The sequence below is a fragment of the Undibacterium sp. Tian12W genome, from assembly GCF_049339405.1.
Taxonomy (GTDB): domain Bacteria; phylum Pseudomonadota; class Gammaproteobacteria; order Burkholderiales; family Burkholderiaceae_D; genus Undibacterium.
On sequence record NZ_JBMPPK010000017.1, the window covers coordinates 43,736 to 59,476 of the forward strand.

General features: G+C 51.9%; 13 protein-coding genes. 11 read left to right on the forward strand and 2 right to left on the reverse strand.

The features are described from left to right. Positions 1-43: 43 nt before the first annotated feature. Together ACO0LI_RS20960 and ACO0LI_RS20965 are read left to right on the forward strand one after the other, a co-directional pair. The gene (locus ACO0LI_RS20960; RefSeq protein WP_423035013.1) at positions 44-598 is read left to right on the forward strand and encodes a glycine zipper 2TM domain-containing protein; all 555 of its coding nucleotides are present in this window, start codon (positions 44-46) and stop codon (positions 596-598) included. A 273-nt stretch (positions 599-871) separates the two neighbouring features. Beyond that, positions 872-2,332 carry a sensor domain-containing diguanylate cyclase gene (locus ACO0LI_RS20965; protein WP_423035015.1) on the forward strand — a complete coding sequence of 487 codons (1,461 nt, stop codon included), beginning with the start codon at positions 872-874 and terminating at the stop codon, positions 2,330-2,332. Here ACO0LI_RS20965 and ACO0LI_RS20970 read toward each other — a convergent pair. Then, a complete protein-coding gene (locus tag ACO0LI_RS20970) occupies positions 2,317-3,153 on the reverse strand; it encodes a Rossmann-like and DUF2520 domain-containing protein (RefSeq protein ID WP_423035017.1) in 837 nt (278 codons plus the stop codon). The two genes, ACO0LI_RS20965 and ACO0LI_RS20970, sit on opposite strands and share 16 nt — an antisense overlap. Positions 3,154-3,156: 3 nt before the next feature. After that, on the reverse strand, positions 3,157-3,858 hold the full coding sequence (locus tag ACO0LI_RS20975; RefSeq protein ID WP_162043824.1) for a Crp/Fnr family transcriptional regulator: 702 nt from the start codon (positions 3,856-3,858) through the stop codon (positions 3,157-3,159). Between the two features lie 303 nt (positions 3,859-4,161). On the opposite strand from ACO0LI_RS20975, the gene ACO0LI_RS20980 reads away from it, so the two are divergent. From ACO0LI_RS20980 to ACO0LI_RS21020, 9 genes are all read left to right on the forward strand, one after another. Continuing rightward, complete coding sequence (locus tag ACO0LI_RS20980) at positions 4,162-6,114, forward strand: AMP-dependent synthetase/ligase (RefSeq protein ID WP_423035019.1); 1,953 nt, start codon at positions 4,162-4,164, stop codon at positions 6,112-6,114. Between the two features lie 11 nt (positions 6,115-6,125). After that, positions 6,126-6,914 carry an ABC transporter ATP-binding protein gene (locus ACO0LI_RS20985; protein WP_110257595.1) on the forward strand — a complete coding sequence of 263 codons (789 nt, stop codon included), beginning with the start codon at positions 6,126-6,128 and terminating at the stop codon, positions 6,912-6,914. Positions 6,915-7,091: 177 nt separating this feature from the next. After that, positions 7,092-7,988 (forward strand): branched-chain amino acid ABC transporter permease, encoded by an 897-nt coding sequence (locus tag ACO0LI_RS20990; protein WP_211324411.1) that lies wholly within the window; start codon positions 7,092-7,094, stop codon positions 7,986-7,988. A 47-nt stretch (positions 7,989-8,035) separates the two neighbouring features. Next, positions 8,036-9,094: a branched-chain amino acid ABC transporter permease gene (locus ACO0LI_RS20995; protein ID WP_422951945.1), complete on the forward strand. Its 1,059-nt coding sequence runs from the start codon at positions 8,036-8,038 to the stop codon at positions 9,092-9,094. A gap of 130 nt (positions 9,095-9,224) precedes the next feature. After that, the gene (locus ACO0LI_RS21000; RefSeq protein ID WP_162043829.1) at positions 9,225-10,526 is read left to right on the forward strand and encodes an ABC transporter substrate-binding protein; all 1,302 of its coding nucleotides are present in this window, start codon (positions 9,225-9,227) and stop codon (positions 10,524-10,526) included. A gap of 74 nt (positions 10,527-10,600) precedes the next feature. Next, positions 10,601-11,452 carry an ABC transporter ATP-binding protein gene (locus ACO0LI_RS21005; protein ID WP_423035021.1) on the forward strand — a complete coding sequence of 284 codons (852 nt, stop codon included), beginning with the start codon at positions 10,601-10,603 and terminating at the stop codon, positions 11,450-11,452. Positions 11,453-11,517: 65 nt separating this feature from the next. After that, the gene (locus ACO0LI_RS21010) at positions 11,518-12,765 is read left to right on the forward strand and encodes a phenylacetate--CoA ligase family protein (protein WP_423035023.1); all 1,248 of its coding nucleotides are present in this window, start codon (positions 11,518-11,520) and stop codon (positions 12,763-12,765) included. 215 nt (positions 12,766-12,980) lie between these two features. After that, on the forward strand, positions 12,981-13,439 hold the full coding sequence (locus ACO0LI_RS21015) for a (2Fe-2S)-binding protein (protein WP_162061216.1): 459 nt from the start codon (positions 12,981-12,983) through the stop codon (positions 13,437-13,439). An 11-nt stretch (positions 13,440-13,450) separates the two neighbouring features. Further along, positions 13,451-15,697, forward strand: coding sequence for a molybdopterin cofactor-binding domain-containing protein (locus tag ACO0LI_RS21020; protein ID WP_423035025.1), 2,247 nt, complete (start codon positions 13,451-13,453; stop codon positions 15,695-15,697). The last annotated feature ends 44 nt before the right edge of the window (positions 15,698-15,741 follow it).

Genomic DNA, 15,741 nt, shown 5'->3' on the forward strand with positions numbered 1-15,741 from the left:
AGGCAATGTTGATCACATGATCCAAATCGAAAGAGGTAAAAAAATGACATTCACAAAATTCTCCATGGCTGCATCCGTACTGGCACTTTCTGCCAGCGCCCTTGTTCCTGCTGCACAGGCTGCCGACTTTGATGATTATGCCCGCGTTGTCAGCGTCACCCCGCAAGTTGAGCAAGTCAATGTGCCGCGCCAGGAATGCCGTACCGAATATGAAACCAGCCAGCGCAATTATCCACGCCAGCAACAGGCAGAACGCAGCAATGGCGGTGCCATCATAGGCGGCCTGGCTGGTGGTTTGCTGGGTAGCCAGGTGGGTGGCGGCAATGGCCGTATTGCTGCAGCTGCGGTCGGTGCTGTAACTGGTGCCATCGTTGGTGACCGTGTCGACAACAATGGCAATAACGGCAACAATTATAATAACCAGCCTGTCTATGAAAGCCGTCCTGTACGTCAGTGCCGCAATATTGATAGCTGGGAAACTCGTACCAATGGCTATGCCGTGACCTATGAGTACCATAACCGTACTTATACTTCTGTCATGCCTTATGATCCAGGTTCACGCCTGCGTATCCATGTATCTTTGACGCCACGTCCTTGATCCTGCTTACGAACCTCTAGCCTCACAAAACTCACAAAATGCCGCTGACAGCGGCATTTTTTATTCCTGCCCCCAAAAAAAGCCTGCATTTCTGCCAAAATCCTGCCACTCTGTATGAAACCCAGCGGCTACACAGGTCATTTGCATCTTCAGGCAGCCTAAACCAGCTCAAGTCTGTGATTTGCTGCCTAATTGGACGGAATTTGCATGGGTTTATAGTATTATCTTGCGGCAAACCTCATGCTCATGCTCCGTCTATCATTCATGCAAAAAATGTTAAAAAAATACGGTCTGCTGGTCTGGCTATCCCTGATCCTGATTGCAGGGTTTGTCTCCACGACCGTGGCATCTTTTGTCGTCTCCCGCGATGCCATCCAACAAGGCATCTCAGAGCAAACCCTGCCTATCACTGGTGACAATGTTTATTCTGAAATCCAGAAAGATATCTTGCGCCCGGTATTTGTCTCGTCACAAATGGCGCATGATACTTTTTTGCGTGACTGGATCATCAATGGTGAAGAAGACAAGGACCAGATCGTCAAATACCTGAAAGAAATCAAGCAAAAGAACCATGCGATTTCCAGTTTTCTGATATCTGACCATACCCGTAATTATTACCATGCTGATGGCGTCCTGAAAACCATCAGCGATACCGAACCACGTGACCAATGGTTCTTCCGGGTACGCGGTTTGAAAAGCGATTATGAAACCAATGTCGATATCGACATGGCCAATCGCGACACCATGACCATCTTCATCAATTACCGCATCCTTGATTATTCAGGCAAGTTCATCGGCGTCACCGGCATAGGCATGACGCTGGATACCATGAAAACCCTGATAGACAGTTATCAGACGCGCTTTCGCAGGAATATCTTTTTCGTCGACCAAAAAGGCAATATTGCCCTGGCGGGCAACAACATGAAAAAGATACGCAGCAACCTCAGCAATATGCCCGGCCTGAGCAACCTGGCGCCGCAAATCCTGGCGAATCGCAAGAGTGAATCCCAGCACCTGGAATACAAGAGCGAGAATGAAACCATACTCGTCAATGCGCGCTTCATCCCCGAGCTGGGCTGGTATTTGCTGGTAGAACAGGAAGTGGGCGGGGAAATCAAACCGCTGCAGAATATCTTCCTCATCAATATCGCCATCAGCGCTGGCATCACTCTGGTTATCCTGGCGATCTTGTTGCTGACAGTCAGGCGCTATCAAAAACGCCTGGAAAAATCTGCTTCTACCGATACCCTGACCAATTTGCTGAACCGCCAGGCCTTTGATTTTGTCTTCCAGCAAGCCCTGCTTGATAGCGAACGCTCGCGCCAGCCCATGTGCGTGGTCTTGCTGGATATTGATTTCTTCAAGAAAGTGAATGACAAGCAAGGCCATCTGGTGGGTGACCATGTACTCAAGGAAATCTCCCAGATATCCAAACGCTCGCTACGCGAAAGCGACATCATTTGCCGCTGGGGTGGGGAAGAATTTTTGATCTTGTTGAAGAACTGCACGCTGGAAAAAGCCACATCGATTGCCGAGAACCTGCGCAATACCATCGCCAATAATGACTTTTCACGGACCACGGACCTGACACGCACCCGCCTGTCGATTACCGTCAGCATGGGTGTCGCAGAATGCAAGGACAAGGAAAGCGAAGCCAGCGTATTCGAGCGTGCTGATCTGGCCTTGTATCAGGCCAAGGAAAATGGCCGTAACAGCGTTTATTTCTCTGAGTGAGAATTTCGTGCAGCCGCCAGGTCTATGGTAGGCTGCGTAAATGCCTGATACAAGTCGCCTGCCTGGTGATCCCAATCGCTGAGCCTGCTTTGCTGTAAAGCGACTGTCTGCATATCACCACGGGCAATAGGGCCGGTTAGCGCCGCCTCCGTGCCCATATTGAAGACATTTTCCAGCGTCTGCCTTGCCAGCGGGGCCGCCATCTTTTGCGCGATCGCAGCGGGTATGCCCGCCGCTTGATACGTGCGCAAGGCAACTTCCATCAGCGTCACCAAATAATTGCTGGCAAATACAGAACCTGCGTGATACAGCAATTTATTGTCTGCCTGAATAATCACTGTCTCTGCGCCTATGGCCTGCAAGGCAGGCACCAATACGGCCAGCGCGGCCTCATCACCTTCCAGACTGCATATCGTGCCGGCAAATTGTTTTGCCAGCAGATCGACATTGGCAAAACTGCGCACAGGATGCACACTGGCAACAGTCACACCTGCCTGTTGTGCCACCTGCAACTCTGTCGATGCCTTGGCACCACTGCAATGGAAAATAACACTACCTGCCTTCAACAAACCGGCATCCACCAGTTGCTGGCAGACACTGGCAATCTGGTCATCACTGACAGTCAGCATGGTGACGTCGGCGGCTTGCAGTTGCGCTATATCATCGACGGCCTGCCCGACACCCAGCCAGGCCACGGCACCGCCGGCACTGGCCAGACTGCGGTTCAAGACCTGCTGTATGGCAAACTGTTGCTGACGCTGGAAATTTTTGGCGAGTACCTTGCCGACCTTACCGGCACCAATGATATTCAGGGACTTCATGCCTTACTCTTCCGGGAAACGGCGTAAGCCTTCAAGATTGAGGATGGTGATGCCACCATAATCCACGCTCAGCAAATTTTTCTTTTCCAGCAATTGCAAGGCCTGGTTCGCACGCTGGCGCGAAACACTGGAGATATAGCCTATCTCTTCCTGCGATATCTGGATTTGCATACTGCTGCCATCCCTCAAACCGGGGTTCAGGTAAGGGTGGAACATCGCGGCCAGGCAACGGGCAACGCGGGTATCGGGATCGAGCATGCGGTCATATTCAACCAGCGAGATAAAAAACCCCAGACGCTCGTTTAACTGATGCAGGAGAAAGCGGTTAAAAGGAATGCTGTTATCCAGCAAATACGTGAAAGTAGCACGTGGCATATGTGCGACACGGGTATCACGCAGGGCCACCACATCATAGCGACGCAGTTCAGTCTTCAGTAGCGACCCCTCACCAAACCAGCCACCCGCCAGCATGCAACTGAACGTCACGGTCTTGCCGTCAGGTGAAATACTGCTCATTTTCAGGAAGCCGTCGATGACACCCATCCAGTGCTCTACCGGATCGCCCTTGCGGCAAACATAAGCGCCTGCGGGAATGAAACGCTCTACGACTTCATCTTCCACTTTTTGCATATGTTCTGGCGACAGCATACTGGCCCACAGGGACTTGGCAAACCGCTCTTTAGGGTCGCTGATTTTTTTTGTCATATTTGTGCAACGCACCACAGATAATTGCTTCAATTTTTCAGATTGTCAGTCGAATGACAACCACCGGCCCTTGAAGGGACTACTATCGCTTCAACAAAAAGAATTACGGAGACATTGTAAGCGACTTGTCCATTGCAGCGAAGACTGCAGGCATCGCAAGAGCAAATCACTACATCTTGCCACTACAATACCTACCGTAAAAGCCCCTCTGCACATAAGCAATCAATAAATAGTAAGCAAGCAGTAAGGGCGCATCAGGACACTCACAAGTAGCAGGCCCTAAAACAACAGGCTGGTGGAGACATGAAACAAAAAGAAGCAGCGAATTCGACTTTCCCGCGGCTGTTATTGCAGCATGGGAAAACACGGCCGCAACATCCGGCCTTCCGGGAAAAAGACCTGGGTATCTGGCAAACCTGGAACTGGCAACAGGTCAATGCCGAAGTGCGCGCCCTCGCCTGCGGCCTGGCAGCACAGGGTTTCAAACGCGGCATGAACCTCGCCATCATCGGTGATAACCGCCCCCGCCTGTACTGGGCCATAGCTGCCGCGCAATGCCTGGGTGGCATCCCCGTGCCCCTGTATCAGGATGCCCCGGCTGCCGACATGACCTATGTACTGGAAAATGCCGAAATCGTCTTTGCGATAGTAGAAGACCAGGAACAGGTTGATAAGCTGCTAGAAATCAAACAGCAGTATGCAGGCATACAACACATTGCTTTTGATGATGACCGCGGCATGCGTCATTATCACCAGCCTGAGCTGACATCCTATGCTGCCTTGCAGGAACTGGGACGTGCCTACGATATAACCCATCCCGATTTTTTCATGAAAGAAGTAGAGCTTGGCCAGCCTGACGACACGGCTGTCATGCTGTATACCTCGGGCACGACAGGTAAGCCCAAGGGCGTCTGTCAGTCACACCGTTCTTTCATGACTGCGGCAATGGGCGGCATGGAATTTGACGAACTCACAGCAGACGAAGATATCCTGTCTTACTTGCCAATGGCCTGGGTAGGTGATCATCTGTTTTCTTTCGCCCAGGCCATGGCCGCTGGCTTTACCGTGAACTGCCCTGAGTCCAGCGAAACTGTACTGACGGATTTGCGTGAAGTCGGCCCTACTTATTATTTCGCCCCGCCACGCGTGTTTGAAAACATGCTGACCACGGTCATGATACGCATGGAAGATGCAGGCACAATCAAGCGCAAACTGTTTGCCCACTTCATGGACCTGGCACGCCGTGTTGGTTCTGACATACTTGATGGCAAAACCGTCAGCGGTATGGACCGCCTGCAATATGCACTCGGTAATCTACTTATTTATGGCCCGCTGAAAAACGTACTCGGTCTCTCACGTGTGCGCGTCGCCTACACTGCCGGTGCGGCTATCGGCCCTGACCTGTTCCGTTTTTATCGTTCTATCGGCGTCAACCTCAAGCAATTGTATGGTTCCACTGAAACCTGCGCCTATGTCTGCCTGCAACCAGATGGCAAGATCAAGTTTGATAGCGTAGGTGCAGCTGCCCCCGGTGTTGAAGTCAAGCTCGCGCCAAATGGCGAAGTGCTGGTCAGGTCAGATGCGATGCTGACGGGCTACTACAAACGTCCCGATGCAACGGCAGAAGTCATGGATGAGCAAGGCTATTTCCACACTGGTGACGCAGGCATTTTTGATCAGGATGGACATCTGAAAATCATCGATCGCGCAGCCGATGTCGGCAAGATGAAACAGGGCGATATCTTCGCGCCCAACTACATAGAAAACAAACTCAAGTTCTTTCCCTTCATCAAGGAAGCCGTGGCCTTTGGTCATGAGCGTGACACTGTTTGTGCCTTCATCAATATCGATATGGAAGCAGTCGGCAACTGGTCAGAAAGACGTGGCATTGCCTATTCTGGCTATACCGACCTGGCAGCCAAGGCCGAGACTTATCAATTGATTTTGTCGTGCATAGAAAAAGTGAATGCTGATCTCGCCAGTGAAGACTTGATGGCCGGTACACAAATACACCGCTTCCTGGTGCTGCACAAGGAACTCGACCCTGATGACGATGAACTGACACGCACCCGTAAAGTCAGGCGCAAATTCATCGCGGAAAAATATGCGGTGTTGATAGAAGCACTGTATTCCAGTAAGCGTTCGCAATTCATAGAAACCCTGGTCAAGTTTGAAGATGGCCGCCAGGGCAAGGTCAGTGCCGATTTGCATATCAGCGATGTCAAAACATTTTCTGCCCAAAAGCTGGCTGCATAAGGAATACATAAATGGCAGACAACAGAAAAATCGGTGAAGTCATCCTGGACTTGCAAGGCATCTCCCTGGCCTTTGGCGGCGTCAAGGCCTTGACGAATATTTCCTTCAACGTCAGGGAACATGAAATACGCGCCATCATAGGCCCGAATGGTGCTGGCAAAAGCTCGATGCTGAATGTCATCAATGGGGTATATCGTCCGCAGCAAGGTGACATCACTTACCGCGGCCAGCATCGCAAGGACATGAATACTTATGCGGCAGCCAAGAGCGGCATCGCCAGAACTTTCCAGAACATCGCCCTGTTCAAAGGCATGAGCGTGCTCGACAACATCATGACAGGCCGCAACCTGAAAATGAAAAGCAATTTCCTCATGCAGGCCTTGTACTGGGGCCCTGCCCAAAAAGAAGAAATTGCCCACCGTGAAAAAGTCGAAGAAATTATCGACTTCCTGGAAATCCAGCACATACGCAAGATACCGGTAGGCCGTTTGTCCTATGGTTTGCAAAAACGCGTGGAACTGGGTCGTGCGCTGGCTGCCGAGCCTGAGATTTTATTGCTCGATGAACCTATGGCGGGTATGAACGTCGAGGAAAAACAGGACATGAGCCGCTTCATCCTTGATGTCAATGACCAGCTCGGCACCACCATCGTTTTGATTGAACATGATATGGGCGTGGTCATGGATATCTCAGACCGCGTGGTCGTGCTTGATTACGGCAAGAAAATCGGTGATGGCACGCCTGCGGAAGTGCTGGCGAATCAGGAAGTGATTAACGCTTATCTGGGAGTTGCACATTAAAGATGCAAAACCTTAAAACCACTAACCACAGAGGCACAGAGACACAGAGGAAAAACCAGAGAAAATCTGTTCTTGTTTTTCTCTTGCCTTTCTCTGTGTCTCAGTGTCTCTGTGTTGAGAGGTCTTTTTGTTCAACATTCATGTTTGCTTAATGTAAGCCGAAAGCTAGAAATGAATATCAGTTTTTTCTTTGAAGTGTTTATCGGTGGCTTGTTGTCCGGTGTGATGTATGCACTGGTGGCGCTGGGTTTTGTATTGATTTACAAAGCCTCGGGCGTCTTCAATTTTGCGCAGGGGGCGATGGTGTTTTTTGCCGCTCTGACCTGCGTAGGTCTGACCGAGAAATTTGAAATGTCATTATGGTTGGCGATACCGCTGACCATGCTGGTGATGGTGGCACTGGGGCTGGCAATCGAGCGTGTGGTGTTGCGCCCGCTGGTCAACCAGCCTGAGATTACCTTGTTCATGGCGACCATAGGCCTGACCTTTTTCATTGAGGGTCTGGCGCAGTTGCTGTGGGGTTCACAACCGCACAAACTGACATTGCCTATTGACGATGTACCGATAGAATATTTCATGGAGAAATTCAATATTCTGGTATCGCAATTCGATGTGATTGCCGCGTTGATCTGTGCCTTGCTGGTAACTGGTCTGGCACTGCTGTTTTCCAAAACCAAGATAGGCCGCGCCTTGCGTGCAGTGGCAGATGATCATCAGGCGGCGCTGGCAGTTGGTATTCCGCTGCAACAAATCTGGGGCATAGTCTGGGCGGTTGCTGGCTTTGTTGCTCTGGTTGCCGGCCTGTTGTGGGGCGCGCGTAATGGTGTGCAGTTTGCTCTGACCTTTGTCGCCTTGAAAGCCTTGCCGGTATTGATTTTGGGTGGGTTTACTTCCGTCCCTGGCGCGATAGTCGGTGGTCTAATTATCGGTGCATCTGAAAAACTGGCAGAAGTGTATATAGGCCCGCTGGTAGGTGGTGGCATAGAGGGATGGTTCCCGTATGTGCTGGCGTTGTTGTTCCTGCTGGTCAGGCCCGAAGGTTTGTTTGGTGAAAAAATCATACGCAGGATTTAATGTCCTGCAGTTCAACATAATCAAGCATCATTAGCAGAGGAAGAACAATGTTCTACCGTGAAGCAGGTCAGTTTAAAACAAGCTATCAGGCAGATAACCAGATATTCCCGATACGGCAAGACCGTATCGGTATTGCCATTGTCCTTATCGCGGCATTTGTTGCCGTACCCGGGCTGGCAACCGATTATGCATTTTCAGCGATCTTTATCCCATTCCTGATTTTCTCGCTGGCAGCACTGGGCTTGAATATCCTGACTGGTTATGCAGGTCAATTGTCGCTGGGTTCAGCAGCCTTCATGGCGGTGGGTGCTTTTGCTTCTTATAACTTTGTCTTGCGCATACCCGGCATCCCGGTCTTGCTGGCTTTTGTACTCGGTGGTTTGTCGGCAGCCATGGTGGGGATTGCCTTTGGTTTGCCGTCACTGCGCATACGCGGTTTTTATCTGGCTGCAGCAACACTGGCAACGCAATTTTTCGTGGTCTGGTGCCTGACCAAGATACAGTGGTTTACCAATTACAGTTCTTCCGGCGTCATCACAGCGCAAGAAATGGTGATACTTGGCATGGCAATCAATACACCAGTTAAAAAGTACTTGCTGACGCTGACAGTAGTCTGTGTCATGGCCATGCTGGCCAAGAATATGGTGAGATCGAACGTGGGTCGCTCATGGATGGCGGTGCGTGACATGGACGTGGCGGCAGAAGTCATCGGCTTTCGCCTCATGCGTACCAAATTGCTGGCCTTTGCGGTGTCTTCATTTTACTGTGGCATTGCCGGTGCCCTGTATGCCTATGCCTATCTGGGCACGGTAGAACCTGAGGCCTATAACCTGGACCTGTCTTTCCGCATCCTGTTCATGATCATCATCGGTGGTGTTGGTTCCATACTGGGCTCTTTCCTGGGTTCGGCTTTTATCATCTTGCTGCCCATCGTGCTGAACCTGATAGCCCATGGTCTGTCCTTGCCAACCAATGTGGCATCGAACCTGGAGCTGATGGTATTTGGTGCACTGATTATTTTCTTCCTGATTGTAGAACCACATGGTCTGGCGAGGTTGTGGCAGATAACGAAAGAGAAGCTACGCCTCTGGCCTTTCCCGCATTAAGTCATTACAAGTAGATTAGTACCATTAGTAAAGAGAGTTCATAATAAAGATGCTTCAGCTTTGTAAAAAATTTGTACGAAAAGCTAGAAAAGCATCAGGCAATATCCATCCAAAACCACAAGGAGACAATATGAAACTGCTTAAATCCCTGCTGATGGCCTCGGCAATCCTGGGTGCTGTCAATGCGGCCCAGGCGAATGATCAATTCATTCCCATCCTGTCATATCGCGTTGGCCCCTACGCGGCTGGCGGCTCGGGCTTTTACGGCGGTGCCATCGATTACTTCAACCTGGTGAATGCCAAGGGTGGTTTGAATGGCGTCAAGATTTCCTGGGAAGAATGCGAGACTGAATACAATGCCTCGCGCGGTGTTGAATGCTATGAGCGCCTTAAAAAAACCCAGGGCGGTGCTTCACTGGTAGAACCACTGTCCACCGGCATTGCCTACGGTATTCTTGACCGCGTTGCGGAAGATAAAATCCCTTTGACGACACTGGGCTATGGCCGTTCTGATGCAGCCAATGGCAAGGTCTTCCCTTATGTTTTCCCGCTGATCACCAGTTACTGGAACCAGGCTGCGGCGATGACCAAATATCTGGGTGACAAATCCGGTGGCATGGACAAACTCAAGGGCAAGAAAATCGTCCATCTCTACCATGATTCTGCCTTTGGTAAAGAGCCTATCCCGGTACTGGATGCACAGGCCAAGCAATATGGCTTCGAGCTCATCAAGATTCCGGTTGCGCATCCTGGCAATGAACAGCAATCACAATGGCTGCAAATCCGCCAGGCCAATCCTGACTATGTGATCCTGTGGGGCTGGGGCGTCATGAATGCAGTGGCGATCAAGACTGCGCAACGCAATGGCTATTCTCGCGAGAAAATGCTGGGTGTCTGGTGGGCAGGTTCAGAAGAAGATGCGATTCCAGCTGGCGATGCAGCAAAAGGCTATACCGCGATGACTTTCAATACACCGGGTAATTATCCTGTGCTCGATGAAATCCGCAGCAAGGTGTATGCGGCTGGCAAAGGTAACCTAGGTGACAAGACCCGTGTCGGTTCTGTGTACCACATGCGTGGTGTAACGGCCGCCATCCTGTGGACAGAGGCCATCCTGAAAGCGCAGGAAAAATTCGGCAAGGGCAAGCTCATGACATCCGAGCAAATCCGCTGGGGCTTTGAAAACCTGAACGTCGATGAAGCACGTCAAAAAGCTTTGGGTGCAATGGGCATGTTCCCACCTGTAAAAACTTCTTGCGAAGACCATGAAGGTTCAGGCGCTGTCAAAGTACAGCAATGGACAGGTGATAAATGGAAAGCCATCACACCTAACTGGGTCACCGGTGACAAGGCTTTGACACGCGCCATGCTGGAAGAGTCTTCCAACAAATATGCGGCTGAGAAAAAAATCACGCCTGCCTGTTTGAAGTAAGCGGTAAGCAGTAACCAGCGGAGGCCAGACTGTGCCTCCGCCCCCCTTTGTACAAATCATTGCAGATCAAGATCATGAGCGTTCATAGCATCACGGCAGAAGCGGCAACGGCAGCAGCGACCGACATCGCCTATCTCAGCGTCAACAATATCGAAGTCATCTACGATCACGTGATCCTGGTGTTGAAAGGTATTTCCCTGCAAGTGCCGCAAGGGAGAATTGTTGCCCTGCTGGGTGCCAATGGCGCGGGTAAATCAACCACGCTGAAAGCGATATCGACACTGCTGCGTAACGAGCGCGGCGATATCACCAAGGGCGATATTACTTTCCGCGGACAGCGTGTTGATCACCTGACGCCGAATGAGCTGGTCAAACGTGGCTTGTCGCAAGTCATGGAAGGTCGCCATTGCTTTGGGCATTTGACGGTGGAAGAAAACCTGCTGACCGGTGCCTATACGCGCAGCCTGTCGCGCAGTGAGCTCAAGGGTGAGCTGGAAAAGGTGTATCACTACTTCCCCCGTCTGCGTGAACGCCGCAATTCACAAGCCGGTTATACCTCAGGTGGTGAACAGCAAATGTGCGCGATAGGCCGCGCCCTGATGGCCAAGCCGTCGATGATTTTGCTCGATGAACCATCGATGGGCATAGCACCACAACTGGTGGAAGAAATTTTTGAAATCGTCAAAAGCCTCAATGTGCAGGAAAAAGTCTCTTTCCTGCTGGCCGAACAAAACACCAATGTCGCCCTGCGTTACGCCGACTTTGGTTACATCCTGGAAAACGGCAGGGTCGTCATGGAAGGCGAAGCCAAAGACCTCAGCAGCAATGAAGACGTCAAGGAATTTTATCTCGGTGTCTCAGGCGCAGGCCGCAAGAGTTTCAAGGATATGAAATTTTATCGCCGACGCAAGCGTTGGCTGGCTTGAGTCATCACTCATCGCTATCCATCATTTTGAGACGCACACAAATCAACCCACTATAGAGCATGCTCATGAGTGACTATCTGGACGCCCTGGAAACCCGCAATCCACAAAGCCGCGAACAAGCGCTGATGAACAAGCTGCCGCAATTGATTGCCCACGCCCAGACTGCAGAAGGCTGGGGCAAGATATTACAGGGGGTGGATGCGCATGACATCAAGAGCCGCAGTGCACTGGCGCAATTGCCAGTGACGCGTAAATCCGACCTCAAGGATTTGCAAAAAACCTTGCCACCCTTTGGTGGCCTGAATACCACGCCTGCACGCCAGATGGGACATATCTTCATGTCACCCGGCCCCATTTTTGACCCGGAAGGCCGTGGTCAGGACTGGTGGCGCTTTGCCCGCCCCATGCATGCGATAGGTTTGCGGGCTGGCCATCTCTTGCAAAACTGTTTTTCCTACCATTTCACACCTGCTGCCTTCATGGTCGAGAGTGCTGCTGCCCGCATAGGTTGCGCCGTCATCCCGGCCGGTATAGGTCAGACGGAAATGCAGGTACAGGCCATGGCTGAACTACGGCCTGATGCCTATATAGGTACGCCAAGTTTCCTGAAAATCATCCTGGAAAAAGCTTTGGACATGGGTGCCGATATTTCCAGCGTACAGCGCGCCATCGTCGGTGCCGAAGCCCTGCCACCTTCGCTGCGCAAATGGTTGCAGGAACATGGCGTAGCCCAGGTATTACAAATCTATGCCTCTGCCGACATAGGCAATATTGCCTATGAAAGCGTGACCGATGGCCAAGTCAATCCCGGCATGATACTGGATGAAGATTTGATACTAGAGATAGTGCGCCCCGGTACGGGCGACCTGGTGGCGGAAGGTGAAGTCGGCGAAGTTCTCATCACGTCTTTCAACCCCGATTACCCGCTGATACGTTTTGGTACTGGCGATATGTCGGCAATATTGCCGGGCATCTCGCCCTGTGGTCGTACGAATCAGCGCATCAAGGGCTGGATGGGGCGGGCGGATCAGACGACCAAGGTCAAGGGCATGTTTGTCCATCCGTCACAAGTTGCCGAAGTGGTCAAGCGCCACCCTGAAATCAGCAAGGCCAGGTTGGTGGTGACTGGCGAAATGGCGAACGATGTCATGAGCCTGCATTGTGAAACTGTGTCTGGTAATTCCACCTTGCAAGCCGCGATTGTCGATAGCCTGCGCGATGTCACCAAATTGCGTGGCGATGTGCAATTTGTTGCAGTTGGCAGCCTGGCGAATGATGGCAAGGTAATAGACGACGCCCGCAAATACGAATAAAGCCAGGCGTCTCTGACGCTGGAACAACAAAAAACCACGGAAAACACAGCTTTTCCGTGGTTTTTTCGTCTCTCACACCCAAACGCTAAAAATATTCTATAGTAGTTAAGTAAACCAAATATGGATGAGTCTGTTTGCCAGACTTGCCAGCTCTGTTTTCCCCGTTTTTCCCTGTTCCGCCCCTGCAACCACCTCACCGGATGGAGAACTATTCCATGACTGCACTGAATATCAATAGCAAAGAACACCAGGTAGATGCTGACCCATCCACGCCCGTGCTATGGGCGCTACGTGATTCCCTGGGCCTGACTGGCACCAAGTTTGGCTGCGGTGCAGCATTGTGCGGTGCCTGTACCGTGCACCTGAATGGCCAGGCGATACGCTCTTGCATCACGCCCATCTCTTCGGTCGCTGGGCAAAAAATCACCACCATAGAAGCCATGAGCCAGGACAAGGTCGGCAAAGCCGTGCAAGCGGCCTGGATCAAACATGATGTGGCCCAATGCGGTTACTGTCAAAGCGGCCAGATCATGAGCGCCACGGCATTGTTGAAAACCAATAAGAAACCCAGCGATGCCGATATCGACGGTGCCATGGCAGGCAATATCTGTCGATGTGGTACCTATGTGCGCATTCGCGCTGCCATCCATGATGCTGCATCCACTCTGGCCTGAGGAGAATAACCATGCATTTTGAAGCCCGCCTCGATGAGATGCCACGCCATTTGCAAAACCTCTTGCAATCCACCACACCAGAAACACCATCTACCGGCCTGAGCCGCCGCAGTTTCTTGAAGATGGCAACAGCCAGCGGCTTTGCCCTGGGGTGCTATCCCATGCTGGCGACAGCGCAGGATGCTGCTACCAAAGCACCTGCAGGCCTGAAGCCTACTGAACAACCGGGTGCTTTCGTACAGATTGCAAAGGATGGCACAGTCACTGTTACCTTCAACCGTCTGGAATTTGGTCAGGGCGTGCAAACCAGCCTGCCACTGATACTGGCAGAAGAACTCGATGCCGACTGGTCCAAGGTCCAAAGCGCGAATGGCAATAATCACCCAGCCTATGTCGACCCGGCATTTGGCATGCATTTGACAGGGGGCTCGAACTCCATCGCCCATTCCTATACGCAATACCGCGAACTCGGTGCCCGCACCCGCGCGATGCTGGTACAGGCAGCGGCCAACCAGTGGCAAGTTGATCCTGCCAGCCTGCGCACTGAGAATGGCAATGTCATTGGCCCCGGCGGCAAGAAGCTGGGCTATGGCGAGCTGGCCGATGCTGCGATGAAATTGCCAGTACCAGAAAAAGTCACACTGAAAGACCCGAAAAACTTCCGCCTCATAGGCAAACCCACAGGCCGTCTTGATGCCAAAGCAAAATCTACAGGCACCCAGGATTTTGGTATTGATACTCACCTGCCCGGCATGCTGACTGCGGTAGTCGCACGTCCACCGGTATTCGGTGCCAGGGTCAAGACTATTGATGATACTGCGGCAAAAGCCATCAAGGGCGTCAAGGCAGTGCTGCGCGTGCCGACAGACCGCGGTGGCGAAGGCGTGGCGATTATTGCCACCGGTTACTGGCCAGCCAAACAGGCCCGCGACGTACTGAAGCTGGAATGGGATACTGATGGCGTTGAAAAAGTCGATTCCACCAAAATGCTGGTGACCTATAAGGAACTGGCCAGGAAGCCGGGTGCCCTGAAGTTTAATGATGATGTCTCAAAAATAGCGGCAGCGCCGCATAAGCTGAATGCCGAATTTGTCTTCCCCTACCTTGCCCATACTCCTATGGAACCGTTGAATTGCACGGTTGCCATCAAAGGTGACAAGGCAGAATTGTGGATGGGTACACAAATGCCTGGCCTTGATGGTTTCGCAGCCGCCAAGACCCTGGGCCTGAAGCCGGAAAATATCGCAGTGCATACCCAGTATGCAGGTGGCGGCTTTGGCCGCAGGGCAATTGCCACCAGTGATTATGTGGTGGAAGCCTGCAATGTCGCCAAGGCAGCACAGACAGCGGGGCTGGATGCACCAGTACGCACGCTGTGGAGCCGTGAAGATGATGTCAAGGGTGGTTACTATCGCCCCATGCATCTGCACAAGGCCGAAATCGGTTTTGATGCGCAGGGCAATATCCTGGGCTGGGACCATGTCATCGTCGGCCAGTCCATCGTTGGTGGTACGCCGTTTGAATCCATGATGGTCAAGGATGGCGTCGATATCACCGCAGTCGAAGGCATGAAAGAGCCGTATGAAATGCCTATGCGCCTGTCTGTCCATCATCCCAAGATCAATGTGCCGGTCTTATGGTGGCGCAGCGTGGGTTCTACCCATACCGCCTTTGTCATGGAAACACTGATCGATGAAATTGCCCAGACCACCAAGCAAGACCCGGTGGCCTATCGCCTGAAACTCATGGGTGACAAACATCCACGGCATAAAGCAGCATTGCAACTGGCGGTGGAAAAATCTGGCTATGGCAAAAAGAAATTGCCAGCAGGCCGTTCTTATGGTGTGGCTGTACATGAGTCATTTTCGTCCGTCGTCGCTTATGTGGTTGAAGCCTCCATGAAAAACGGTCAGCCCAAACTGCACAAGGTCACTGCGGGTGTGCACTGCAACCTGGCTGTTAACCCCAAGAGTGTAGAAGCGCAGGTACAGGGCGCGGCGCTGATGGGCTTGTCCATGTGCCTGCCGGGTGCAGCTATCACGCTCAAGGATGGTGTGGTTGAGCAAAGCAACTTCAGTGATTTTGTGGTGCCACGCATTACCGATATGCCACAGGTTGCGGTCCACATTGTACCCAGTGCAGATGCACCTACCGGCATGGGTGAGCCTGGCTTGCCTGCACTGGCACCCGCTTTTGCGAATGCCATCGCCCGAGTCAGTGGCAAACGCTGGCGTGAACTGCCTTATAAGCCAGCATAAGCCTGCATAAGCAAAGCTAATTATTGTTACTTGAGTGCAAGATA